Annotated in this window: 18 protein-coding genes; 17 read left to right on the plus strand and 1 reads right to left on the minus strand. The window is 58.1% G+C overall.

Annotated features, from left to right (window positions below; genetic code table 11):
- Positions 1-315: 315 nt before the first annotated feature.
- The 5 genes from Q2B33_RS04460 (at position 316) to Q2B33_RS04480 (ending at position 7,459) form a co-directional block, all read left to right on the plus strand.
- Positions 316-1,074 carry a TIGR03915 family putative DNA repair protein gene (locus Q2B33_RS04460; protein ID WP_300804623.1) on the plus strand — a complete coding sequence of 253 codons (759 nt, stop codon included), beginning with the start codon at positions 316-318 and terminating at the stop codon, positions 1,072-1,074.
- A 545-nt stretch (positions 1,075-1,619) separates the two neighbouring features.
- Entirely contained in the window at positions 1,620-4,691 is a 3,072-nt protein-coding gene (locus tag Q2B33_RS04465) for an ATP-dependent DNA helicase (RefSeq protein WP_300564133.1), read from the plus strand.
- Between the two features lie 382 nt (positions 4,692-5,073).
- On the plus strand, positions 5,074-5,397 hold the full coding sequence (locus tag Q2B33_RS04470; protein WP_296459007.1) for a PadR family transcriptional regulator: 324 nt from the start codon (positions 5,074-5,076) through the stop codon (positions 5,395-5,397).
- Between the two features lie 14 nt (positions 5,398-5,411).
- A complete protein-coding gene (locus Q2B33_RS04475) occupies positions 5,412-6,344 on the plus strand; it encodes a hypothetical protein (protein ID WP_300783788.1) in 933 nt (310 codons plus the stop codon).
- Between the two features lie 59 nt (positions 6,345-6,403).
- Complete coding sequence (locus Q2B33_RS04480) at positions 6,404-7,459, plus strand: DUF4097 family beta strand repeat-containing protein (RefSeq protein ID WP_300783786.1); 1,056 nt, start codon at positions 6,404-6,406, stop codon at positions 7,457-7,459.
- A gap of 76 nt (positions 7,460-7,535) precedes the next feature.
- Here Q2B33_RS04480 and Q2B33_RS24485 read toward each other — a convergent pair whose 3' ends face one another.
- Positions 7,536-8,129: an ECF transporter S component gene (locus tag Q2B33_RS24485; RefSeq protein WP_300564186.1), complete on the minus strand. Its 594-nt coding sequence runs from the start codon at positions 8,127-8,129 to the stop codon at positions 7,536-7,538.
- Positions 8,130-8,719: 590 nt separating this feature from the next.
- On the opposite strand from Q2B33_RS24485, the gene Q2B33_RS04490 reads away from it, so the two are divergent.
- The 12 genes from Q2B33_RS04490 (at position 8,720) to Q2B33_RS04545 (ending at position 24,585) form a co-directional block, all read left to right on the plus strand.
- Positions 8,720-9,430, plus strand: coding sequence for a tyrosine-type recombinase/integrase (locus tag Q2B33_RS04490; RefSeq protein WP_330687805.1), 711 nt, complete (start codon positions 8,720-8,722; stop codon positions 9,428-9,430).
- 471 nt (positions 9,431-9,901) lie between these two features.
- Complete coding sequence (gene lepB / locus Q2B33_RS04495; protein ID WP_300783784.1) at positions 9,902-10,597, plus strand: signal peptidase I; 696 nt, start codon at positions 9,902-9,904, stop codon at positions 10,595-10,597.
- 35 nt (positions 10,598-10,632) lie between these two features.
- On the plus strand, positions 10,633-15,342 hold the full coding sequence (locus Q2B33_RS04500; protein WP_300797346.1) for a collagen binding domain-containing protein: 4,710 nt from the start codon (positions 10,633-10,635) through the stop codon (positions 15,340-15,342).
- 98 nt (positions 15,343-15,440) lie between these two features.
- Complete coding sequence (locus tag Q2B33_RS04505; RefSeq protein ID WP_300771471.1) at positions 15,441-16,916, plus strand: SpaH/EbpB family LPXTG-anchored major pilin; 1,476 nt, start codon at positions 15,441-15,443, stop codon at positions 16,914-16,916.
- Between the two features lie 213 nt (positions 16,917-17,129).
- A complete protein-coding gene (locus Q2B33_RS04510) occupies positions 17,130-18,029 on the plus strand; it encodes a class C sortase (RefSeq protein ID WP_300564149.1) in 900 nt (299 codons plus the stop codon).
- A 38-nt stretch (positions 18,030-18,067) separates the two neighbouring features.
- Complete coding sequence (locus Q2B33_RS04515) at positions 18,068-19,249, plus strand: hypothetical protein (RefSeq protein ID WP_300791358.1); 1,182 nt, start codon at positions 18,068-18,070, stop codon at positions 19,247-19,249.
- A gap of 14 nt (positions 19,250-19,263) precedes the next feature.
- A complete protein-coding gene (locus Q2B33_RS04520) occupies positions 19,264-19,830 on the plus strand; it encodes a hypothetical protein (protein WP_300564153.1) in 567 nt (188 codons plus the stop codon).
- A gap of 3 nt (positions 19,831-19,833) precedes the next feature.
- A complete protein-coding gene (locus Q2B33_RS04525) occupies positions 19,834-20,553 on the plus strand; it encodes a hypothetical protein (protein ID WP_300564155.1) in 720 nt (239 codons plus the stop codon).
- Between the two features lie 13 nt (positions 20,554-20,566).
- Positions 20,567-22,408, plus strand: coding sequence for a hypothetical protein (locus Q2B33_RS04530; RefSeq protein ID WP_300782671.1), 1,842 nt, complete (start codon positions 20,567-20,569; stop codon positions 22,406-22,408).
- A complete protein-coding gene (locus tag Q2B33_RS04535) occupies positions 22,392-22,916 on the plus strand; it encodes a signal peptidase I (RefSeq protein ID WP_300782668.1) in 525 nt (174 codons plus the stop codon). Before Q2B33_RS04530 ends, Q2B33_RS04535 begins: the two co-directional genes overlap by 17 nt.
- Before the next feature lie 78 nt (positions 22,917-22,994).
- Positions 22,995-23,750 (plus strand): AP2 domain-containing protein, encoded by a 756-nt coding sequence (locus Q2B33_RS04540; protein ID WP_300913881.1) that lies wholly within the window; start codon positions 22,995-22,997, stop codon positions 23,748-23,750.
- The gene (locus Q2B33_RS04545; protein ID WP_300782663.1) at positions 23,734-24,585 is read left to right on the plus strand and encodes a class B sortase; all 852 of its coding nucleotides are present in this window, start codon (positions 23,734-23,736) and stop codon (positions 24,583-24,585) included. The genes Q2B33_RS04540 and Q2B33_RS04545 overlap by 17 nt, the downstream gene beginning before the upstream one ends.
- The last annotated feature ends 30 nt before the right edge of the window (positions 24,586-24,615 follow it).

Below are 24,615 nucleotides of genomic sequence, written 5' to 3' on the forward strand. Positions count from 1 at the left end.
GCAGCGGTGGGGGCAGTTGTGAAGGACAGGCATGCGAGGCAGCGGTGGGGGCAGTTGTGAAGGACAGGCATGCAAGGCAGCGGTGGGGGCAGTTGTGAGGGGGCAGCTGTACAAGGCAGCGGAGGAGTTGTGAGGGATAGCCGTACAAGGCAGCGGAGGAGTTGTGAGGGATAGCCATGCAAGGCGGTGGTTGAAAGAGGCTGAATGCAGGCGACAGACCCAGAGAACACACAGCCCATTGCGGAAGACGCGGCATATGCCCCGGAGGAAACCGGAAATGGATACAGAGAAAAAAGAGGGAGAAAGGAAATGCCCATGATCGTATACAGATGCGAGGACACCCTGGAGAGCGTCTTCACGGCAATCTACCAGGCGTATGAGGAGAAGCGGAATCACGATGACACAATCCTCAGCCTCACGGACGATCCCCTGCTGTTTGCGGAGGACATCCCCGTGACGGCGGACGAGGAGAAGACCCGCAAAGTCATGCGGACTCTGGAGCGGCGCTTCGGCAGGGAGGATTGTGAACGGCTGGCCATGGCGCTGGCCTCGGAGGACGAGGGGAAAGCGCAGGCGATTTACCGCACCGTGGTACAGGGGCTGCGGGGGAGGTGCCGCCCGGGGCATCTCTTCGACAATCTGGCGGACGTTTGGGTGCACAGGGCCTTCGCGCTGGCCCGGGGCGTGTCCACGGAGGTGGGCCACCAATTGCAGTTTCTAAGGTTCCAGGAACTGGAAAACGGCATGCTGTTCTCCAGGATAGGGCCGAAGAATGACGTGGTCGTCTTCGTTATGCCCCATTTCGCCGACAGGCTGCCCATAGAGAACTTCGTCATCTATGACGAGAAGCGGAATCTGTTCGGGATACATCCGGCCGGGAAGCCCTGGTATCTGCTTCGGGGGGAGGAAGCGGACAGGCCGCAGAACCTTCGCTACTCGGACAGGGAACGGGAGTATCAGGAGCTTTTCCGGCAGTTCTGCCATACCATAACCGTAGAGGGACGGGAGAACCGGAAGCTCCAGAGAGGCATGCTGCCTTTGCGGTTCCGGGAATATATGGTGGAGTTCCAGTGACAAAATGCAAAAGGGCTCCCCGCGTCAGATAGATTCGGTGCTATCTGAGCGGGGAGTTTTGTGCTATACTTATAAACGTATACTTTTACCGCTTTCTGCCTGGTATTGCAGAAGCGTCCAATTGTTATACAGTTTATATATGTAGCGATTAAATCTTGCCAAAACCGGATAAACGGCATGACCGGCTGTGCTATGTGGCTGGCAAGAATTATACTGCATAACGCTGAATGCTGTCTAATGTAATCATGCGATTGAACCAGTCAGCGTTATGCAGTCTGGTTTCACGGCAAGTGAAAGCGTTAAGCAGTATAAATGCCGTTTATATAGTTCGATAAATATTGTCAGCCATGTGCATATGTTCGCAAGAGGTCAGGTTTGCGGTCGATTCATGCGGCTTTCCGTTCGTGAGTCGGGTGACATGGCAGATTTTAGGAATTGTCAAAAATAATTTTTTGACAATTCCTTAGTGACGCGAGTAGGTATTATTGGGAGAAGCAAGGACACATACAGGGGGCAGGGCGATGGGAGAGGAAAGGGCAGGAAAAATGGAAGATATAAGTGTGGTCGAAAGAGGGCCGGATCTGATCGGACAGGAGGCTCTGACCTGGGAGGGAGACTTGCCCCAAGAGCCGGATATGACGAAAGAGACAGGTTCGCCCCAAGAGCCGGATATGACGAAAGAGGCAGGTTTGCCCCAAGAGCCGGATATGACGAAAGAGACAGGTTCGCCCCAAGAGCCGTACATGACGAAAGAGTCGGCCTTACCCGAAGGAGCGGAACCCCTGGAGGAGGTGCGCGTATCCGTGCGCAGGCTGGTGGAATTCATCCTGCGCCACGGGGACATCGACAACCGCCGCCACGTATCGCCGGATAACGCCATGCAGGAGGGCGGCCGCGTCCACCGCATGATCCAGCGCAGGATGGGCGCGGAATACCAGGCCGAGGTGCCGCTGAAGATGACATTTCCCGCCGATGGCTACATGCTCAGCGTGGAGGGGCGGGCGGACGGCATCATCCATAAGGACGGCAAGGTCACCGTCGACGAGATTAAGGGGACCTACCGAGACATCGCCAGGCTGAAGGCCCCCCTGCCGCTGCACATGGCCCAGGCCAAGTGCTACGCCTATCTGTACGGTTCGCGCCAGGGGCTGGAGAGGGTGGGCGTGCGCCTGACCTATTGCCACATGCCCTCCGGGGAGATTCGATATTTCCACGAGGAGTACGGATTTGACAGCCTGACGGAATGGTTCGATGGACTGCTTGCCGCCTACCGGAAATGGTCGGACTATTCCTGGAAGTGGCGGGGCATCCGCGGGGATTCCATCCGGGGGCTGGAGTTCCCCTTCCCCTACAGGGAGGGGCAGAGGGAACTGGCGTCCCATGTGTACAGGACGATTTATCATAAGAAGAAACTCTTCCTGGAAGCCCCCACGGGAGTGGGCAAGACCATCTCCACCGTCTACCCGGCCGTCCAGGCCATGGGGCAGGGGATGGGGGAGAAGCTCTTCTACCTGACTGCCAAGACCATCACCAGGACAGTGGCGGAGGAGGCCATAGACATCCTGCGGGGCAAGGGGCTGCGGCTGAAGAGCGTCATCCTCACCGCCAAGGAGAAGATTTGCTTCATGGAGGAGACCGAGTGCAACCCGGACTTCTGCCCCTACGCAAAGGGACATTACGACAGGGTGAACGATGCCGTGTTCGACATGCTGAACCGGGAGGAGCGCTTCGACAGAGGGACCATCGAGGCCTATGCAGCCAGGCACATGGTCTGTCCCTTTGAGATGTGCCTGGACGCCAGCCTCTTCGCCGATGCCGTCATCTGCGACTACAATTACCTCTTCGACCCCCATGTGTACCTGAAGCGCTTCTTCGGGGAGGGTGCGGCAGGGAACTACATCTTCCTGATCGACGAGGCCCACAATCTGTTGGAGCGGGGCAGGGAGATGTACAGCGCCGTCCTGTACAAGGAGGCGTTCCTGGAGCTGTCCAGGGAATTAAAAAAGACACTTGCGTCACAAAAGGACAGGAAGCGGAAAAGGGGCAAAAACACGGAGGTTTCCGGCCAGATGGACTTAAATATGACACTTGTTTCGACAGATGTGTCATATATTTTGGACGGTTTGGAAGGAGGGGGATGTGCCGAAGCCTCCGGCGACGATTCTGGCCTGCCGGAGACCGCCTGCGGGGATGGTGCCTATGGGAATCCGGGCGGGGGCTGTGGGGCCAGGAGCGTCCTGGCCAGGCAGGGATACGGCGAGAAGCTGGTGCACCATCTGGAGAAATGCAACCGGGAGCTCCTGGCCCTGAAGCGCCGGTGCGAGGACTATTGCGTGGTGGAGAGCATAGAGGCGTTCACGGAGAGCCTGATGCGGCTCCGCACCGTCCTGGAGGACTATCTGTCAGAGCAGGAGGAGGGGGAGCTGCCCGTCCGGGAGCGGCTGCTGGAATTCTACTTCGCGGTGAGCCATTTCTTTACCGTCTACGACCTGCTGGACGAGAATTATGTGAAGTACACCCAGCTATGCGATGACGGCAGCTTCTTCCTGAAGCTTTTGTGCGTGAACCCGGGCGGGAACCTGAGAAGCTGCATGCGGCGGGGGCGCAGCACGATCCTGTTCTCCGCCACCCTGCTGCCCATCCAGTACTACAAGAAGCTGCTGGGCGGGGAGCCGGAGGACTATGAGGTCTACGCCAGGTCCGTATTCCAGCCGGACAGGCGGGGGCTGTTCATCGCAGCCGATGTGACCAGCAAGTACACCAGGCGCTCCGAGGAGGAATATGAGTGCATCGCCCGCTACATCGAGGAAATCGTCAAGAACCGCCATGGCAACTACATGGTCTTCTGCCCCTCCTACGCTTTCCTGCGGATTGTCCACGGGAAGTATGTGGATAACTTCGGGGGAGAGGGCAGGGAGTGCATCCTCCAGAGCGAGTCCATGAGCGAGGAGGACAGGGAGGCCTTCCTGGACCGCTTCCGCGCCGCACCAGGCGCATCTTCGGAGATTACTCCAGGCGCATCTCCAGGGGTTGTCCCAGGCACATCTCCAGGGGTTGCCCCAGGTGCATCTCCGGAGGTTGCTCCTAACGCATCTCCAGGGGTTGCTCCAGGCGCATCTCCGGAGGTTGCTCCTAACGCATCTCCAGAGGTTGCCCCAGGTGCATTTCCGGAGGTTGCCCCTAACGCATCCACAGGGGTTGCCCCAGGCGGTGCGGAGGAAGGCCCCGACCGCGTCCTCATAGGCTTCTGCGTGCTGGGCGGGATATTCGCCGAGGGCATCGACCTAAAGCGCGACAGCCTGATCGGGGCCATCATCATAGGCACCGGCCTGCCCCAGGTCTCCCAGGAGAAGGAGATCCTGAAGTCATGCTTCGATGCCGGGACGGAGAACGGCTTCGACTATGCCTACCGGTATCCCGGCATGAACAAGGTGCTGCAGGCTGCCGGGCGGGTCATCCGCACCGCGGAGGACGTGGGCATCATCGCCCTGCTGGACGAGCGCTTCCTTGCGCCCGCCTACCGTAGGCTCTTCCCCAGGGAGTGGGAGCGGTTCGAGACCGTGACGGTCAATGAGGTCGCGAAGCGGGTGGAGCGCTTCTGGAACGAGTGGCTGTGAGGGCTCGTGGCATCCGCAGTATCCGGCCCGGGGCCTGTGGAGGGAGGAGCGCCGCCAGAGGGGAAATGTGGAAATGACATGCAGTGTATCAAAAATGACAGATGTGTAAATGTGGATAACTCTGTGGATTTTGTGGATTTTTTGGGGATGGGCCTTCCATAAAATGACATTCGGATCAAGTTATCCACAAAAAGGCCTCGAAAAAGCCGGAAAACAGAACTGAACCGGTCAATGAAAAGCCGATGAAAAAAGTTGGCGGAAAACGAAAAAATAGTGTTGACATATGATATTATATGGCGTATAGTATAGGCATCAGCTAATATTATACGCCATATAATATTGCATGGCGGTATAGTGTTACGGAAGGTAAGGAGCGGATCGAATGGTATTTAACACAGGCGCAGCGCTTTTGGATGCCATCGTGCTGGCCGTTGTGTCCAAGGAGCCGGAGGGGACCTACGGGTACAAGATCACCCAGGAGGTCAGGCAGGTTATCGAGCTGTCGGAATCCACGCTTTATCCTGTGCTGCGGAGGCTGCAGAAGGATGAATGCCTGGAAATCTATGACATGGAATGCGCGGGCAGGAACAGGCGCTATTATAAGGTAACCAGCAGGGGCTGGGCGCAGCTGCATCTGTACGAGAGCGAATGGCGGAGGTATGCTGACAAAATTACGGGATTATTTGAGGGAAGGATAGGACTATGAACAGAGCAGATTTTATGAAACAACTGGAAAGCCTGCTCACGGGCATCGCACCCACGGAGCGGGAGGAGGCGATTCAGTATTACAATGACTACTTCGATGACGCCGGGGCGGAGAACGAGCAGGAGGTCATAGAGGCGCTGGGCAACCCGGCCCGGGTGGCGGAGAACATCAAGCGCGACCTCCTGGACAGCGGCTATGGGAAGAAGCCCGCGGGCAAGGCAAAGGCCTCCGACCGGGCGCTGATGGAGTACGGCCAGAGCGAGCCGGGCGGGGAAGCGGACGCCGGGGAGGAGGCGGATGCCGGACGCACGGCCGCCGCCGGTGACGGCCGCGGGAAATTCGCCGCGGGCCGGGAGGACAGGGCTGCCGGGGAGCCCGCCGGAGCTGCCCGGGACGGCGGAGGCGGCCCGGGCGGCGCACAGGCCCGGACAGAGTCCAATGGGGCTGGCTGGAACCCCTTTGAGGGATACGGGCGGAGCGCCGAAAGCGCCCCGCCGGAGGAGGACGCCTACAGGTGGAGCCATGACACTGCCGGGTGGTTCGGGGAGAAGCCTGAAAAGGAGAGGAAGGAAGCCATGCCCGCCTGGGCCATCGCCCTGCTGATTACAGTGCTGGTATTCGGATTCCCGGTGTACGGCGGCGTGTTCATGGGGATTTTAGGGCTGCTGCTGGGGTGGTTCGGCACCATGCTTGGCCTCGGCGTGGGCGCGCTTGCCCTGCTGATCCTATTCCTGGTGCTGGTGGTGGTAGGCATCCTCTGCCTGATCATCAATCCATGGGTGGGGATAGCCCTGGTGGGGGCGGGCCTGCTGGTGGGGTGTTTCGGCATACTGCTGATGATGCTGACTGTGGCCATGGCAGGAATCGTCACGCCCGCCATCTTCCGGGGGATTTTTGGCTTGTTCGGCTTTGTGAAGCGCAAATGCCTGGCGCTGGCCGGCAGATAGGATGGAGTCGCGGGAGCTGAGGCTGGCGGCAGCCGCGGCGGAAAGGACTGGATATAATAATGAAGAGATTCATGAAAGGCTGTGCGATCACAGCATTGATATTTTGGGTAACAGGGATGGTGCTGGCGGTGGTGGGCGGCAGGATTGCAGGGGACATGGCCATCGCCCGGGCAGTGGAGCAGGCCACGAAGGGAAAGGTGCGGATAGATTCCGACAGCGTCAGGAGCTGGGGCAGGCATGGCCTGGGAGGCTGGATCCTGGATATGATGGACCTGCACTTTGACGGCTCGACCGACACCATAGACGAAGTCGCGGACAGTGCCATGGACTACAGCTATGATGAAGGCCGATACGACGACATGGATTGGCCTGAAGATGACCACGAGGTAGAGTTTTCCAGCGATAAGCATGTCTTCAATGGAGATGTGGAGAGGTTCTGCCCCGGGAAGGACATCAGGAACCTGGACATCGACATAGGAGGCTGCTGGCTCCAGACAGCGGATTCCCCGGACGGGAACCTGTACCTGGAGGCGGAGGATGCCTATAAGTTCCAGGGCTATGTGGACGGCGATACCCTGTATGTGAAATCCACCAGCAAGCTGCCCTCGGACGCGTGGGACTGCCGGATCACCCTGTATCTGCCCAGGGACTATCGGTTCCATGAGGTAGAGATGGAGCTGGGGGCCGGGGAGATGGACTTCGGGACGCTGTACGCCGACAGCGCGTCGCTGGAGGTGGGCGCGGGCCAGATCACCGTGTACGACAGGGCGGAGGTTTCGAATCTGGAGGTCAGCGTGGGAGTGGGCAGCATCGACCTGGGCACCCTGGAGGCAGATGAGCTGGAAGTGGAGGTAGGCATGGGGGCGTTCGTGGTGACCGAGGCGGATATCAGGCGCGGCGCCGATGTGAACTGCTCCATGGGCAGCGTGGACATGACGGTGCGGGGCCGGGAGAGCGACTTCAACTATGAGCTGGAATGCGCCATGGGCGCCATCAACCTGGGGGAATGGGAGTATGCGGGCCTTGGCCAGGAGAAGAAGATCGACAACGGCGCGTCCAGGGAGGTAAAGCTGGAATGTTCCATGGGATACATCGACATGCGGTTCATGGAGTGAAGATAAAAAAGTTTGCAAAAAAGCCTGCAGAGCGGATATGCCTCTCTGCAGGCTTTTTCGAGGGTTCGTTCAGCACTCAGATTTCCACGGACAGCCCGGACTTCCGCAGCGCCGGCCGCAGGGCCAGATAGAAGACGGAGGCCGCGATTACCGCCACGACGGCGTTGACCCCTGTGGTCAGGGTGGCGATCTTCGCCAGCGCCGACGCGATGTCCTGGGGCACGCCCAGCAGGTATGATTTATAGAAATACCCCACCAGAGGGTCGGCCACCATATTGAAGGCCATGCCGCAGAAGGCGGCGGCAACCGTGGCCATGGCCACCTTCCTGCCGTCCCGGGCCTGGTTCAGATGACAGATTCCGTGTGCCACCAGCCCTACGATCAGCCCGATGCACAGCTTCAGGAAGAAGGTCTTGGGCGCACTGGTCACATAGGAGGTGGTCAGGTCGGCGATGGTCATGCCCACCGCCCCGGCCAGGCCGCCCCAGTAGCCGCCCAGCAGCAGGGCCGCCAGCACGCAGAACACATTGCCGAAATGGAAGGCGGTCTTCTCGGGCCCTACGGGGATGTCGATTTTGAAGAAGGCGAAGCCGATGTAGCAAAGGGCCGCCAGCAGCCCCGCCTGGGCAAGGCGCTTTACGTCCGCCTGCCGGGCCCTGCGTCTGCCGATGGCCGCATTGTAGATTCCCCTGGCCGTCAGCAGGATGGCGAAGAATACAAGCGTCAGGCCGTAGGAATAGGGACGCTCCAGCGACAGCTTCTCGGCGGAGAGCTGCTCTGACTGGGCGGTGAGGGCCTCTAAGTCCCCTTCCTGCGTCCCCTCCTTTACGGCGCCGATCTGGGCCTTGACCTCGGAGAGCTGCGCGCCTGTGACGGTGGATTCCTGGTAGCTGGTGTTGTAGGCGTATACGGAAAAGAGGATGCCCGCGATCAATAGGACGGCCCCGATCATCAGCAGGCCGTAGCTTTTCTGCTTCTCTGCTTTTCCCGATTCTTTTTCCTTTTTCCTGTTCATCTCATTTATCTCCTTATGACTTATATTTGTGTGGCCTCACTGTGTCAATGACAGTGTAGCGGAAAAGTGGACTGTATGAAAGAGCCAGAACAGGACTTTTTTACCAGACCAGTCTGCACCTATCAAAGACCCTGCCATCTGTTTTACAGGATTCCCTGAATCGGGGATGACAAACGGAAAGAAGGATGGTACGATGAAGGTATTTTCGTCCCGGTTCGGAAGGCAGGGACAGGAGGAGGGCACAGATGGGACTTACACTAGATAAGAAGGTTATGGAACGATTTGAAGAGAAGCTGCGGGAGGAGGAGAAGAGCAAAGCCACCCTGGAGAAGTACATGCGGGACGCCAGGGCCTTCGCGGCCTTCCTGGGGGACGCCCCGGTGACCAAGGAGGCGGCCATCCGCTACAAGGAGCATCTGTCAAAGCGGTACGCGGTGTCCAGCGCCAATTCCATGCTGGCGGCGGTGAACAGCCTGCTGCGGTTCCTGCAGCGCGGGGACTGCACGGTGCGTACCTTCCGGGTGCAGAAGGCAGTGTTCCGGTCTGGAGAGCTGGAGCTGACGAAGGCGGAGTACGTGCGCCTGGTTGAGGCGGCCAGGAGCCGCGGGGACAGGCGGCTGTGCCTGGTGATGCAGACCATCTGCGCCACGGGCATCCGGATCAGCGAGCTGTCCTACATCACCGTGTCCTCCCTCCACAGCAGACGGGCGGCGGTGTCCCTGAAGGGGAAGACCCGGACGGTAATCCTGCCGCTGGACTTGTGCCGGGAGCTGAAGCGGTACGTGCGGGAGGCAGGAATCACGGCGGGAAGCGTCTTCGTGACCCGCGGCGGCAGGCCCATGGACCGCAGCAACATCCTCCACGCCATGAAAGCCCTATGCCAGGAGGCCGGGGTGGAGGAGGGGAAGGTGTTCCCACACAACCTGCGGCACCTCTTCGCGGTGACCTATTATTAATGTAGAGAAAGACATCTGCCACCTGGCCGACCTGCTGGGACACTCCAATGTGAACACCACCAGGATCTATACCCTCATTAGCTGCGAGATGCAGGAGCGGCGCCTGGAAGGGCTGGGGCTGGTGCTGGCCGACAAAAATACCGCATAATCGACATTATGCGGTAAATCCAAAAAATAACCTCTCCATCCTTGCACCATTATACTCTTGCGGATATGAAAATTCAATATCCAGAGGGAAATTTTCTGAAAAGTATTTTTCCCGGCGCAACCTTTCCCACAGCCATATGATATGTATGGCTGTTTTTCTGTTGTCAGTAACCTTACTATAACAGATGCGAAGTCAAAAGATGCGTCTAAACTTTTGCCTAAAACAGGTTTTCGCTTTCTTTTTATGCTTTTTTGATGCCAGACTACCACGTAATGTCGATTATGAGGTAACGAACAGAAGGGACGGCACAGAGGAACTTTTACATGAGGCGCAGACACAGAGAGCCCCCATGGGGGCGGGCAGCGGTATCCGTCACGGAGATAGAGATATTCGACCTGGACGCCATGGAGCTGTCGGAGCTGGACGCCCAGGGACGCGAACCGGCAGACCGGCCCTGGATTCCCACGGTGCAAGAGCTGGAAGAGGAGCTTGCGAAAGCGCGGTACAGGAGCCGTTACGGCAAAGTCCTGCGGAATACCGCATTCTCCCTTCTGGTGGTGGCCGCGGCCGCGGTGCTGATAGCCGTGCTGTTGTTGCCGGTCCTGAAGATAGACGGAACTTCCATGACACAGACCCTGCAGGACGGGGACATCGTGGTGGCGCTGTCCAATTCCAGCTTCAAGACCGGGGACGTCATCGCTTTCTACTATAACAACAGGATCCTCATCAAGCGGGTCATAGCCTCGGCGGGGAACTGGGTGGACATAGACGGGGATGGCAATGTATATGTCAACGGGGAGTCCCTGGAGGAACCCTACATCGCCGAGAAGGCGCTGGGGAAGTGCGACATCGAGCTGCCCTGCCAGGTGCCGGACGGGAAATGCTTCGTCATGGGCGACCACAGGGCTACCAGCGTGGACAGCCGGAGCAGCGCCGTGGGGTGCATAAGCGACAGCGGCGTGGTAGGGCGGATAGTGTTCCGGATATGGCCGCTGGACGGATTAGGGCTGATAAACTAACCAATGGAGTTTAGATATAAGGAAGGAGAGGCACGATGGAATCTTTAAAGAGACAGGCTGCAAGAATTTTGCGGGAGCAGAAGAAATATAAGCTTTGGCTGGTATCGTTCCTGTGCCTGGCCGTGCTGGTCACGGCGGGGACAGTAGCGGCGCTCACCATGAGCGGCCAGGCGCTGAACCGCAAAGAGAAGGTGCTCACCTGCAAGCTGGAGGTGCACCGGCATACCGAGCAGTGCCGGGACAGCGAAGGGGAGCTGACCTGCGGGCAGGCAGACTATGCCGTCCATGTCCACAACGACGACTGCTACGGGGAGGACGGCGCGCTGGTGTGCGCGCTGCCGGAGAAGGAGCCCCATGTGCATGACGCCGCATGCTTCGAAGAGCAGAAGACGCTTGTCTGCACCCAGGAGGAATCCGCGGGGCACCAGCACGGCCCGGAGTGCTACACAAAAGTGAAGGGCGAGCTGACCTGCGGCCAGGAGACTGCGGGGCACCAGCACGGCCCGGAGTGCTATACAAGGGTGCAGGGCGAGCTGACCTGCGGCCTGGACGGCGCGGGACACCAGCATGGCCCGGAGTGCTATATAAGGGTGCAGGGCGAGCTGACCTGTACCGATACGGAAGAGGGCCACGAACATACAGACGAGTGCTACGCCTGGAGTGAGGAGCTGGCCTGCGGCCAGACGGAAGAGGCCCATGTCCACACGGAACAGTGCTACGCCTGGAGCGAGGAGCTGACCTGTGGCCAGACGGAAGGCGCCCATGTCCATACGGACGAGTGCCATGCCTGGAGCGAGGAGCTGACCTGCCAGATTCCTGAGGGAGAGGGCGCCCATACCCATACAGACAAGTGCTATGAGACCGAGACCGTCACCATATGCGGAGAGCTGGAGCTGCATACCCATGACAAGGCAAGCTGCTACGACAAGGACGGCAACCTGATCTGCGGCGAGACAGAGCTGCTGGAGCATGTACACGGGGAAGGCTGCTTCGAGATTATAGAGCCTGGTGAGGAAGCGCCGGAGACCGCGGAATCCGAGGAAGCCTCTGAAAATAAGGAAGCGTCCGGCGAGGCGCAGGAATCCACCGAAGCACTGGAGTCCGAGGAGGAAGACGGCGACGCAGAGCCGGAGGACGGCGAAACATCCGAGGAGACGGAAGCTGACGGAGAGCTGCAGGGCGTCGCTGATGTCCTGACCGCAGAGGGGAGCGACTACACCGTCACTGCCGCCTATGGCGAGGACGCCGGGATTCCGGAGGGCGCGCGGCTGAGCGTCCGGGAGATTCTGCAGGGAACCGAGGAGTACGACAGCTATTACCGACAGATGCTGGCGGCCATGGCCGGAGAAAGCGATGAGGCATCCGCGGAAGAGGGAACGGGCGCAGCCCGGGAAGACGCGGACACGGAGGATGAGATAGAGGTTTCCTTCGCCAGGTTCTTCGACATCGCCTTCATGGTAGACGGCGAGAAGATAGAGCCCGTGCCCGGAGCGGCCGTGGACATCCGCATCAGCTATAAGGACGCGGTGGAGCTCGGCGAGGATGCCACGGCATCGGCAGTGCACTTCGCGAAGGACGGGACGGAAGTCCTGGATGCGGCTGTGACAGAGGCGGGGGAAGGAAGCGATTTCGCGTTTACCCAGGACAGCTTTTCTGTGACATCTACGGTGGTGGCGACTAAGGCGCCAAAAAAGAAGACGACTAAAACACTTACTGCTACAGCAGGAGATGTATCGTTCACTGTTACCGGGGAGACCGAGGAAGCGTTTCTAAAGTCAGACAGACTTGTGGTAAATGAGATTAAGGATAATGGCGGTGATGCAGAAAGCGGCAATAACAGATACCGCAAATACCTGAACAACAGCGAAGGGGCAATTAAAAAGAAAAACGATCAGCAGGATGAAGAAATGGAAGTCTTCTCCGCCAGGGTGTTCGAGATTTCCGTAGTGGACAGTTCCGAACAGAAGAAGCAGACAGGCAATGTGAAGGTAGAGATTCAGTACAATAACGCCGTGAAGGCACAGAAAGCCGGAAGTGCGGTGATGGTATTGAACAGTGAGGACAGCGGAGAGGTTCTAAGCAGCCAGGCTGTTTCGGAGGGGCAGGAAGTCGCCTTGTTCTCGGGGATGCAGACGTTTTCCGCAAGCGCGTCTAATGTGGTCACGACTATGGTGGCAAGCGCGGCACCGCTGGCGGAGGAACCGGGAAGCGGAACCGGAGGGAGCGGTTCGGGGACGCATATATCTGTCGCGGGGTATTTGACATCGTCGGCAGCAAATGACTGGCAGATAGTGGATCAGGGATATGCAGGGAACGAACCGTCGAATAAAACTTCTTCAAGTGACGGTAAAGTCCGTGTCCAGAAGAATGTAATACCCACGGATGTAGAGAATGAGTTTCTGGTGTACCTTTCTATTGATATGAAAGAGCTATTTGAAAAGTATTTTGAAATAGCTGTATACAAAGCTACCACATCCAATAATTTTCACTCTGAGAATATCGGGACAGTAGTAAGTGGTATGACAGGAAATAAAGATGTTGAAGTGTCAGGAGAGGCCAAATATTCAAACTCAGCTAAATTTACTATATTGGATCCTGAAGGTAAGGTGCTGGTAGATAAAATCGACTTATATTGGAGCCAGGCAAACAATGCAACTTTTTACTTGGATGCAGGTGGAGGCAAATTCATTTTATTGGGATTGGAAGTTAAAAAGGGTGGTAACCAAACGGTACAACTGTCAAAAGATGCGATGACACACCTTGAAACCAATTTATCTGAGATTGTATCGCTGGGAACAGTAAGTGACAGCATGGGTGATAATATTGAATTTCTGGGTATAGTTGGTGGAGACTATGGAGAGGGAACTGGAATAGATGCGGCTGGGCGAATATTGACATGGGTTCCGGCAGCGAAGACAAACGCGGAGACAGATGTGACAACAACTAATGAGAATGGCAATGAGAGAAAGGTAACATGGTTGTTGAATGTAGCGGAGTTAGTATATAGAGTAAGGCTTGATGTAACAAAGCAGGGATTTAACAGTTGTGCAGACAATATGAATAGTGCCCCTGATGACATTAAGAATCAACTTGATGTTCCAGAAAGCTATCCGGTGAACGAGTCGGCTACATTAACTTATGATGATGGGCAGACAGTAGAGTTTTCAGTACCCCAGATCCGCGGCCTGCTCTATGACCATGAACTGACCAAAACGGCACGGGACAAAGACGGAAACAAATTAGGCGTCCTTGAAGGTGCGGTCTTTACCGCAACAGGTACAGATGGCGATGGAAAAGGAAAGACGTATACCGCCACCTCTGGCGCAGACGGCAAAGTTCTGTTCACTGACATGCCATGGGGAACTTATACGATTGAAGAGACAACGGTTCCGGACGGCTATGGGAAGTCAGAAGATGTAATTCCGTCAGTCACGCTGTGCTATACAAAGGATAAGACATTAGTATCCGACAAAGAAAACAATAAGCCCGAAAACATGATTCAAACCGGCGAGAAAAGTACGGTCGTCAATATAAAATCGCCACGAATCATATTGAAGAAAGAGTGGATTGATAATGACAATAAAGCCAATGCTCGCCCGGAAAAAATAACCTTTACACTTACGTATAAGGTAGGAGGCGAAACTGTTGCCCGGGAGATTGAACTTTTGCCGGGAGAGGAGTGGACGAAAGTTGTCACAGTACCCAGCACAGCAGTTGACATTGCATGTACAGAGAAAAGCGTACCCGACAAGTATGTGATAGATTTGCCTGAAAAGGATAGCGCAGATGTTGTTGCAGGCGATGCCGTAGTTACAGAGGGGACAATCGAAAATCCTGACAAATCTACGGAACAGGTAAAAGTCTATACGATAACCAACAAAATCAAGGGACAACAGGTGCAGATCCTGAAAATAGCGGAGAAGAAAGATGCGGACAATCAGGAAGTTTTCCTGGATGGAGCGGTGTTCGAGGTCTATGATAAAGACCCTGACACAGACCAGACCGCAAAGCTGCTGTATACATGGACTTCCGCCCTAGTCGAAGATCGGCATGGCATGATTTTTGGAGGTGAATTAGAAACCGGAACATACTGGCTGAAGGAAATTACCGCGCCAGAGGACTACGGATGTTTAAAGAACTCTGTCATGATTGAAGTCGGCGTTGATGAGGTTAAGGTCAGTGGAGAAGGGATTGCAATTGACACAAGCATTACAGAGATTCCGACCATTAAGATTACAGATAAGCTGAATGTCCAGCAGGTATTGATTCGCAAGAAAGCATTGGAAGGGGACTCCGTCTATCTGGATGGCGCGATCTTTGAGGTATATGACAAGGATCCGGAAGCTCTGGAGAATAAGGGCATTACCCCCATAAGCTGCTGGACTTCCAGGACAGAAACAGTCGGCGGGATGGAACTGGAGGGTGTGATTTACTCTGGTAAGCTTCAGGTCGGAACCTACTGGTTGGTCGAGACAAAAGCGCCGGATGGATTCAACTTACCGGAAAACGCATTCGTTATCACGGTTCTGCCCAATGGCGTGACGATGGGTAGTGCGATAACAGAGACAGACGGAACTTATAGCATTTATATTTCCAACAGCGCCGGATACGAACTTCCTGAAACCGGCGGCATGGGAGTCAAACAGTTTACAATCGGGGGTACGATGTTGGTGACAGCAGCCGCATTCCTGATGTATGGATACAGCATGAGGCGAAGAAAAAGTGAAAGGAGGTCAAAGAAATAAGCCTCCAGAACGGCGAAACAAATATCGCAACGCCGCAGCTGTTTCCGGAATAAGCAACTCATCAACCAAACGACACAATTCAAAGAAAGGGAGAAATCATGAAGAAAATCAAGAAATTATTAGCATTTGCCCTGGCCATGGTCATGTGCCTCGGCATGGCGGTCACTGCTTCTGCGAGTTCTGAGCCTGTGACACCTCCAGCAGGGGGCACGAATTCAATCACTGTCGCTGGTGCAAAAGAAGGAGAAACCTACAAAATCTATAAGATGTTGGATTTAGCTGTTCATCAGAACACGACCACCAATGCGTATGACGGATTCAGCTATACGCTCAATGAGGACTGGAAGGATTTCTGGACTGGGCAGGGGGCAGGTGCTGCTTATATTCAGACAAACAGCGTAGGATCAAATACCTATGTCGTATGGAAGAATAGTACGGCAGACATGGAAACCTTTGGGAAAGCAGCGGCAGCGGCGGCAGCTTCAAAGACTGAGCTTGCTGTGCAAACGGCAACAGCAGATGGGGTAACATTCAGTGGACTTGAAGGTGGTTACTATCTGATTACTTCTACGTATGGTACTGCTGCAACTGTTGGATCGACTCCGAACAATGGAGACCAGACTATACAGGAAAAAAATAACGAAAACACAGGAGATAAAAAGGTTCAAGAGGGTAACAGCTGGGGAACAGAAAATGATGCCCAAATAGGTGATACGATTTCATTCCGTGGTAAAGTTTCCATTGCAAAGAACTCTATAAACGTTGTGTATCACGATACCATGACTTCAGGATTGACGTTTTCTGGGGTAGACAGTGTGAAGGTTTACACAGATGAAGCTCTTACACAGGAACTTGATGCTGGAAACTATGCCGTAAGCATACCTAGTCCCGGAACGGATACTTTCCAGGTTGCATTTACCAATACTTATGTTGAGAGCCTTACAGCGGCTAGCACAAACCTCTATATAAGCTATACGGCTGTTCTGAACGATGCGGCTCAAGTGATTGACCCTGAGACGAACACTGCTAAGATTACCTGGGGCGATAATGGCGAGACTGGCACAGAAATCAAAACCACGACCAATACTCGTAAGTTCCAGATTAACAAATATGATGGGACAGATGAGCAGAAGAATCCTCTGGCAGATGCTAAGTTCCAGCTGTATACAGAGCCAACTGGTGGAGAAGCGTTAAAGCTTGCAGTATCACAGGACGGTACAACTTATCGGGTCGTAAGCGATGAGGCTAAATTGCCTACAGGTTATACGATGGCCACAGATAATAAAATTGTTACTCTTGCCACGGGTAATATTACGATTGAAGGTGTAGATTCAGATAAGTATTACCTCGAAGAGACAGATGCACCGCTTGGTTACAATAAATTAACAGAGCGTGTGGAAGTCGTAGTTGATGCGAATAACAATTTTGTGAGCGAGATTGCAAACTTATCGGGCAACATGCTTCCTTCCACCGGTGGCATCGGTACCACGATCTTCTACGTGGTAGGCGGACTTCTGGTAGTAGGCGCGGGCATCCTCCTGATCACCAAGAAGCGCATCAGCAAGGAGCAGTAAGAACAGTCATAAGAATAGACGACTCCGAATTATTATACTTTTTTCCGGGGGTGGGCGTTTCGCCCCTCCCGGGGATGCCGCATCAAGGCTGGCACCTTCCCGTGGTGTGCGGTGAGCAACGGATTCTGGCACAGAGTCCGGCCAAGGTCAGCAAAGGGATGGCATAGCCCTGCCGGGGCCGCCATCGATTAAATTAAGATAGTAGGCAGATATGTGAAAGAGAGAAAGCGTACAAAGAAAAACAAAAAGGGTTCTATCGCGAACTTCATACTGGGGATTCTGCTGATAGCAGGCATGGGAATCATGCTTTATCCAACGGTCAGCGACTGGTGGAACTCCATGCATGCGTCCCGCGCGATTGCCAGCTATGAAGAGGTCGTGCAGAACATGGACGAAGAAGCCAAGCAGCAGATGATGGAAGAGGCAAAGCAATACAATGCCTCCCTGGCCATGGGAATCCATTTCAAGCTGACGGACGAGGAATATGCGGAGTATGAGGGGCTGCTGGATTTGACCGGAACAGGTATCATGGGCTATATCCAGATTCCGTCCATTGATGTGAATCTGCCCATCTACCATGGAACCGAGGAAGCGGTTCTGCAGGTGGCGATAGGACATCTGGCAGGGTCGTCCCTGCCGGTAGGCGGAGAGGGTTCCCACTGCATCGTGTCCGGTCACAGGGGACTGCCCTCGGCAAGGCTCTTCACGGATTTGGATAAGGTGAGGGAAGGGGACATTTTCACCATGACTGTCCTGGGAGAGGTATTTACGTATCAGGTGGATCAGATTCGAATCGTGCTTCCCCACGAGGTGGATGAGCTGTCCATCGTCTCCGGCATGGACTACTGCACTTTAGTCACATGTACCCCTTACGGTATCAACTCCCACCGCATGCTGGTGCGCGGCCACCGCATCGACAACATAGACGACATCGTCATCGTAGTCGGCGCGGAAGCCCAGAGAATCCCCAGCTACTACGTGATTCCCGCGGTAGGGATTCCGCTCCTGTTCGTGTCCCTGGTCATTATGCTGGCAGTCTCCGACAGGAAGAAGTCCAGGAAGACAGGGGAGGAGCTGCTGGAAGAGTTCAAGAAGGACAATGAATCACAATGAACCATAAACAAGAACCGATCTTAAAGGAGGAAATGCCCATGAAAAGAAAGAAGAGGAGCCGTCTGCTGTGCCTGATGGCGGCATCCATACTGGCGGCAGGCTGCGTGGCCGGAGCTCTGATGCCTGGCGGGACGGCGCATGCGGTGGAGCTGGACGGCATGTGCAGCCTGACGGTGACGGTGGAACCCAAGAATATGGAAGGCGGCCCTGTGGAGATGCCCGAGGTGGCCTTAGACCTGTACAAGGTGGCGGACGCGGTTCCGGTGGAAGGGTACGACGCCTACTCCTTCAGCACGGAAGGGGAGTCCCAGGCGGCCTACGCGGGCCTGGCCCTGAACGATGCCGCCTCCAGGGAAGACTGGCAGGAACTGGCCCAGCAGGCGGCGGAGATCGCCTTAGGCGGCGCCCGCCAGCCCGATGCCACAGTGGAGGATCTGCAGAACGACAGGCTCACCGCCGCCGACTTGACCACGGGCCTCTACCTGGTGGTCGCCAGAGGGAAAGGGCTGACAGCGGAGGAATACGTCTTCCGTACAGCGGAGTCCGTGGAGGGCCGGGAGGCTGCCGCGGAATCCCTGCTGACCACGGTGGCGTATTCGGAATCTTATGTATTCTCCTATGTGCCCCAGCTCATCTCCCTGCCCACGAAGGAGCCGGACGAGGAGGGGAACATCATGCCCTCCAACGGCGGCGACTGGGACTACGGGCCGTCGGTAGTGCTCAAGCCCGAGGTGCAGGAGCGGTTCGCCGCCCTGGCCATCGAAAAGACCCTGGCGAGTTTCCAGGCGGGAAGCCCTGCCACCTTCGTCTTCTCCATAGAGGCCAGCCTGGACGGCAGGACGGTGTACAGCGATGTGGCGTCCCTCACCTTCGACGGCCCGGGGAGCAAGGGCGTCCTGCTGGCGGCCGAGTTCCCGGAAGGGGCGGAGGGCAGGTATGCCCTGCAGCAGGCCAGGATTCCCGTGGGGGCCCAGGTGACGGTGACGGAAATATACTCCGGCACGGTCTATGAGCCGGAGGGCGGCCAAGCGGTGAGGAGCTTTACCGCAAGCGCTGCGAAGCCCGGTGAGGCAGGCTTTGAGAACAATACCGTATCCTTCAGGAACGTATATGACGGCACCGGCAAGAATGGCGGTTCGGTGACGAACCAGTTCAGCTACAGCACGGACAGTGGCTGGAGCTGGACGGTGGTCACGGGCCCCAATGCTTCGATTGAATAAGGGGGTGGGGCGAGATGAAGAAAAGGAACATACTGGCGGCCGTGAAAGCCACGGCCTGCGCCATGACGGCAGCACTGATTCTGACTGCTTCCGTGGGAAGCGCCTGGTCATATTTCACCACCTACACCAGCGCCTCGGGCAGCCATGCCATAGACCTGGGCAATGAGACCCGGGTGGTGGAGCGGTTCTCGGACAGCACGAAAAGGCTCACCATCACCAATGACAGCCTGCAGCCCGTGTACGTGCGGGCCACCGCCTTCAGCGGCAGCGGCTATCCTTTGAGCTACAGCGATGCCTCCGGCCTGTGGGTGGACGGAGGGGACGGCTATCATTATTACAGCCAGTCCCTGCCCGCCAGGCAGGAGACGGCGGAGGGGACGGTGGCTTCACAGACCAGCGAGCTGGAGGTCAGGATCACCTTCCCGGTGGACGAGGAAGTGGAAGACGGGGACGGCTTCAACGTGGTGGTAGTCTACGAGTCCGTTCCGGTCCGATATGACGGGGACGGCAATGAGCTGAAGCCCTGGGAGATAGACTGGACGGAGGAATTGAAGTCCGGGCCGGTGGAAGGAGGCGCTTAAGGGATGAAGAAGGCAAAGAAGATATTGACATCTCCCGTCACGACTATAGCGGCTTTCGTGCTGGCGGCAGGGCTGCTGCTGTTCAGCTCCGTAGGCGGGGCCAGGGCTGCGCTGACCTATTTCTCCGATGACTATTCCTCGGACATCAGGCTGGAGGAGATTGGGGTCACGCTGCTGGAGAACGGCGCGGGGGTCCGGGGGGAGCTCCTGACGGGACTGATTCCGGAGGGCGAGAGCCTGAAGTTCGGGAAGGCCTATCCGGAAGTCCTGAGCGTGCAAAACAGCGGCGCGATCAACGAATATGTCCGTGTCAGCATCTATAAATACTGGACGGATGAGGACGGGGAGAAGCTGACGACATTGTCGCCGGACCTGATAGGGCTGAACCTGGCCAATGTGGGCAGCGGCTGGATCCTGGACGGGGAGGCCTCCACGTCGGAGCGCACCGTCCTGTACTACAGCGGTCTGCTGGGCACAGGGGAGAGCACCCCGGCCTTCACGGATACGCTTACGATCGATGGGGACATCGCCGGCAGGGTGCGGCAGACTTCCGTCTCCTCCGGCGGCTATACCACCATCACTACCATATACGAGTACGATGGGGCCCGGTTCTGCGTGGAGGCCAAGGTGGACGCGGTGCAGGAGCACAACGCTCAGGATGCCATCTGGAGCGCATGGGGCCGCAGGGTGACAGTGAACAATGGCGTATTGAGCCTGAACTAGGAGGGGAGAGGCAATGAGGAAAAAGACGATGAGATACCTTCTTCTCGCAGGGCTGCTCTTCTTCATGCCGGCGACGGCACGGGCGGAGTCCCTGACCTCGGAGAGGAACGTATCCTTTACCAAGGACAACAAGCTGGAGAGCGACTATGCCGGCTCGGATCTGGACAGCGCGGTCTACGGGCTGCAGCCGGGGGATGACATCACCATCACTCTGAACCTGAAGAACGAGAATCCGGCGGCGGCCAACTGGTATATGACCAATGAGGTGCTCCAGTCCCTGGAGGAGACCACGGGGAGCAACGCCAGCGGCGGCGCCTATGAGTACGAGCTGGCTTACACGGATCCGAACGGCGTGCAGGAAGTCCTGTTCACCAGCGACACCGTGGGCGGCGAGAACAACGGGAGCCGCGTAGGCCTGAAGTCCGCCACCAGCGGCCTGGAGGACTATCTCTATCTGGACACCCTGAATCCGGGCCAGCGGGGGGTCATCACCCTGCGTGTGGCGCTGGACGGCGAGACCCAGGGCAATGATTACCAGAACACTCTGGCCAGGCTGCAGATGAATTTCGCGGTGGACACCACCACCATCAACAATCAGACGGTGACCCGTGTGGTGGACGAGAGCGGCGACCCGATTCTGGTAGACGATAACGGGAATCCGGTAGTGGCGGACGATGACAGCAGCTCCGCAAGGACGAGGATCGTGCGCACCGGCGATGAGAACGACCTGCTTCCCTTCATCATAGCCGCCGGGCTCAGCGGGCTTCTGCTCCTGCTGCTGGCTGTCTATGGGGTGAAGGAGCGCAGGAAGCAGAAGGGCGGCGCGAAGGCGCTTGGCCTGGGGCTGGCGCTGTGCCTGGCCTGGAACCTGTGCCAGCCAGTACAGGCGGCGGAGGACGCGTATTCCTACACGCTGAGACTCTATGCAGGGGCCCAGGGGACGATCGGGCCTGAGGTGGTGCGGATTGTGAAGGGCAGCAGCGCCCAGGTGAGCATCGAGAACGGAGAGGTGTGCGTGGTCAGCGGACTGCGATATGACGACCAGGTCATCTTCGACATACAGGGCGGCGTGGCCCTGAACGAGGGCAGCAAATATTACCGGAAGGGCTTCCGGGTAAGCGGCGAGGACAATGGCAGCAGTAGGCTGGCCACCCCTTCCGTGACGGTGAAGGGGGACGCGGACTTTGTGGTGGCCTATGGCATACAGGGCGAGACCGTGGCCTATACGGTCAGGTACGTGGACGGCCAGGGGAACGAGCTGTACCCCAGCGCGATATACTACGGAAACGTAGGCGACAAGCCGGTGGTGGCGTACCAGTACATCGAGGGCTGGCAGCCCCAGGCCTATAACCTGGGCAAGACCCTGGTGGCGGACGCCTCCCAGAATGTGTTCTCCTTCATCTATACGCCGATCCCCACGGTGGTCAATACGAATACGGTGGTAGTGCCGGGGCAGCCTGCCCCGCCCCAGGAGCCTGAGGTGGCGCCTGCACAGCCCGGGCCGGTGACAGTGGTGGAGCCCGAAGCGGAGGAGCAGGAACCGGAGGTCGTAGAGGTGGACGATGAGGTACCGCCGCTGGCGGAGCCGGAGGAGTACGAGGACCTGGACGAGGAGGATACGCCTTTGGGCGGCTTCAACGGAGAGGGCGGCGAAGGCGATGGGGACGGCGGGCCCGGCGATGATTCCGGCTGGGCGGAGTCCATCCTGGACGACCTAGCCACGCCGCTGGCCATGCTCCCTACACCGGCGAAGGCAGGCATGCTGGCAGTGCTGGTGGCCCTGGTGGGAGGCGGCATTTGGCTGATTGTGACGGCCCGCAGGAAAGGGAAGAAGCAAGATGAGCAGCAGACCTGAGGGACAGAAGGAAAAAAATAAGGGCGGGAGATTGATTCCCGCCCTTTGCAACATACTCGGCACATTGATTCTTCTGAGCGTGATTCTGTCCTGCCTTCCGCCGGCCATGGCCCGAATCCGGGGAGACCAGATCTACAACGTGGTCAGCGGCAGCATGGAGCCGGGGATTCCGGTGGGCAGCGCGATCTACGTGCAGGCCGTGGAGCCGGAGGCCGTGGAGGAGGGGGACGTAATCGCCTTCTACAGCGGCACTTCGGTGATTGCCCACAGGGTGGTGCGCAACCAGACCGTGGAGGGCGAGTTCACGACGAAGGGGGACGCCAATGAGCAGGAGGACATGAATCCGGTGCGGTACGGAGAGCTCATCGGGAGGGTGTCCTGCCACTACCCGGTCCTGGGGCTGCTGCTGGAGGCCTATACCAGCACCCTGGGGAAGGTGTACCTGATCTGCTTCGCGGCCTGCGGGGCCATGCTGAACATGCTGGCCGGGCGGCTGCGGAACCGGTGAGGACAGGACAGAGGGACGTCTGCGGCCCGCCGGAGGCAAGGGCAGGATTACAGGGACAGGAGGAAGGGCAGGAGCAGGATGGCAGGGACAGGACAGAGAGGAAGGGAGGGCACCGGGATGGGAGCGAGACCGGAGAAGAACAGGGGCAGGCGGATTGCCCTGAAGGACTGGGTGGGGCGCACCTTCGGGAGCCTTACCGTGGTGGCCTACGACGGGAGGCGGGGCGGGAAGCACTACTGGCGCTGCAGGTGCCTCTGCGGCGGCAGCGCGGTGGTGAGCCAGTCCAACCTGCAGGCGGGGCACACGAGGAGCTGCGGCTGCCTGTCGGATCCGGCGGGGACCAGGCATTTCGTGGAGGGGACCTGCATCGAGAGCATCCGCAGCCGCCGCGTGTCCGCCAGCAACCAGAGCGGGATCCGTGGGGTCTACAGGAACCGCAGGACAGGGCGCTGGGCGGCCCAGATCACCTTCCAGGGCAGGACGCGCTACCTGGGCAGCTTCGACAGCCTGGAGGAGGCGGCCCGGGCCCGGGCGGAGGCGGAGCAGGTCTTCGACGAGTTCCTGGAGCGGCACGGGGATGCCGGGAAGGCGGCAGGGGTCCGGGGGCAGGGGCGGAAGGACGCGCCTGCGGAAGGACAGGAAGGGCTGCTGGCGGCAGCCACCGGGAGCGGCGCAGGGCCCGGGATGTCCCCGGGAGTGCGTGGAAGGCGGCAGGGGAAAGCGGAGGCCCGGCCGGAGCCCGCCATGGCCGCCAGACCTATGGCGGCGGCGGAGGGCGGCACAGGGGAAGCCGTGCTGGCGGCTGCGGGAGGCGCATATGGGCAGGAGGCTTAGGCGTGCGCTGACGGCAGCGCTGGGGGCGGTGTTCCTCTTCTCCGTCTGCTACATCATCGTGGCCCGGCTGGAGTACCGGGCCAGCGCGCGGCGCTACGAGGAGGCCGCGGCGCGGTTCACCAGCCATGGGGCCGGGGCAGACGGCTCCGGCGGCCCGGGGGAGGGCACGGGGAGCGGCATGTCCGGGAGCGGCCCGGCGGGGCAGGGCGCTCCCTTCGCCGGCAGCCCGCCCATCACAGTGGACTTCGCCGGCCTGCAGGCCGTGAACGGCGACGTCTGCGGCTGGCTGTACTGCCCGGGCACGCCCATCGACTACCCCGTGCTGCGGGGGGAGGAGGACGACGCCTACCTGCACCGCGCCTACGACGGCAGTTACAGCGCCGGGGGCTCCCTCTTCGTGGAGGCCCTGAACCGCCCGGGCTTCGCGGATGCCAACACCATCGTCTACGGCCACCATATGCGGGACGGCTCCATGTTCGCCTGCCTGGAGCGGTGGGCGGAGCCGGGGTTCTACGAGGCCCATCCCGTGATGTGGCTGCTGACCCCGGAGGGCGACTACAGGATTGACATATTCGCGGGCTACACCACCTCCGGATACTCGGACACCTATACCATCTATACGGAAGGCTGCCCGGAGCTTGCGGAGTACCTGGGGAGATGCCTGGAGCAGTCGGACTTTGCCGCAGGGACAGAGCCGGAGGCCGGCGGGAGGTACGTCACGCTGTCCACCTGCGCCTACGCCTTCACCGATGCCAGATACGTGCTCCACGGCAGGCTGGTGCCCGTGGACAGCGCCGGAGGCGAGGCTCCTTCGGACGGACAGGGGAGAGGGTAGCGGCCGGAGGGACAGGGAATTAGGGGGGGA

Source organism: uncultured Acetatifactor sp. (assembly GCF_948601915.1).
GTDB lineage: Bacteria > Bacillota > Clostridia > Lachnospirales > Lachnospiraceae > Acetatifactor.

Excerpts from the sequence above, each read along its gene's own strand:
- Q2B33_RS04515 (WP_300791358.1), top strand. The coding sequence starts at position 18,068 with ATGAAAAGAAAGAAGAGGAGCCGTCTGCTGTGCCTGATGGCGGCATCC.
- Q2B33_RS04540 (WP_300913881.1), top strand. The coding sequence starts at position 22,995 with ATGGCAGGGACAGGACAGAGAGGAAGGGAGGGCACCGGGATGGGAGCG.
- Q2B33_RS04475 (WP_300783788.1), top strand. The coding sequence starts at position 5,412 with ATGAAACAACTGGAAAGCCTGCTCACGGGCATCGCACCCACGGAGCGG.
- Q2B33_RS04520 (WP_300564153.1), top strand. The coding sequence starts at position 19,264 with ATGAAGAAAAGGAACATACTGGCGGCCGTGAAAGCCACGGCCTGCGCC.
- Q2B33_RS04535 (WP_300782668.1), top strand. The coding sequence starts at position 22,392 with ATGAGCAGCAGACCTGAGGGACAGAAGGAAAAAAATAAGGGCGGGAGA.
- Q2B33_RS04460 (WP_300804623.1), top strand. The coding sequence starts at position 316 with ATGATCGTATACAGATGCGAGGACACCCTGGAGAGCGTCTTCACGGCA.
- Q2B33_RS04505 (WP_300771471.1), top strand. The coding sequence starts at position 15,441 with ATGAAGAAAATCAAGAAATTATTAGCATTTGCCCTGGCCATGGTCATG.
- Q2B33_RS04480 (WP_300783786.1), top strand. The coding sequence starts at position 6,404 with ATGAAGAGATTCATGAAAGGCTGTGCGATCACAGCATTGATATTTTGG.
- lepB (WP_300783784.1), top strand. The coding sequence starts at position 9,902 with ATGAGGCGCAGACACAGAGAGCCCCCATGGGGGCGGGCAGCGGTATCC.
- Q2B33_RS04490 (WP_330687805.1), top strand. The coding sequence starts at position 8,720 with ATGGGACTTACACTAGATAAGAAGGTTATGGAACGATTTGAAGAGAAG.
- Q2B33_RS04470 (WP_296459007.1), top strand. The coding sequence starts at position 5,074 with ATGGTATTTAACACAGGCGCAGCGCTTTTGGATGCCATCGTGCTGGCC.
- Q2B33_RS04525 (WP_300564155.1), top strand. The coding sequence starts at position 19,834 with ATGAAGAAGGCAAAGAAGATATTGACATCTCCCGTCACGACTATAGCG.
- Q2B33_RS04530 (WP_300782671.1), top strand. The coding sequence starts at position 20,567 with ATGAGGAAAAAGACGATGAGATACCTTCTTCTCGCAGGGCTGCTCTTC.
- Q2B33_RS04500 (WP_300797346.1), top strand. The coding sequence starts at position 10,633 with ATGGAATCTTTAAAGAGACAGGCTGCAAGAATTTTGCGGGAGCAGAAG.
- Q2B33_RS04465 (WP_300564133.1), top strand. The coding sequence starts at position 1,620 with ATGGAAGATATAAGTGTGGTCGAAAGAGGGCCGGATCTGATCGGACAG.
- Q2B33_RS04545 (WP_300782663.1), top strand. The coding sequence starts at position 23,734 with ATGGGCAGGAGGCTTAGGCGTGCGCTGACGGCAGCGCTGGGGGCGGTG.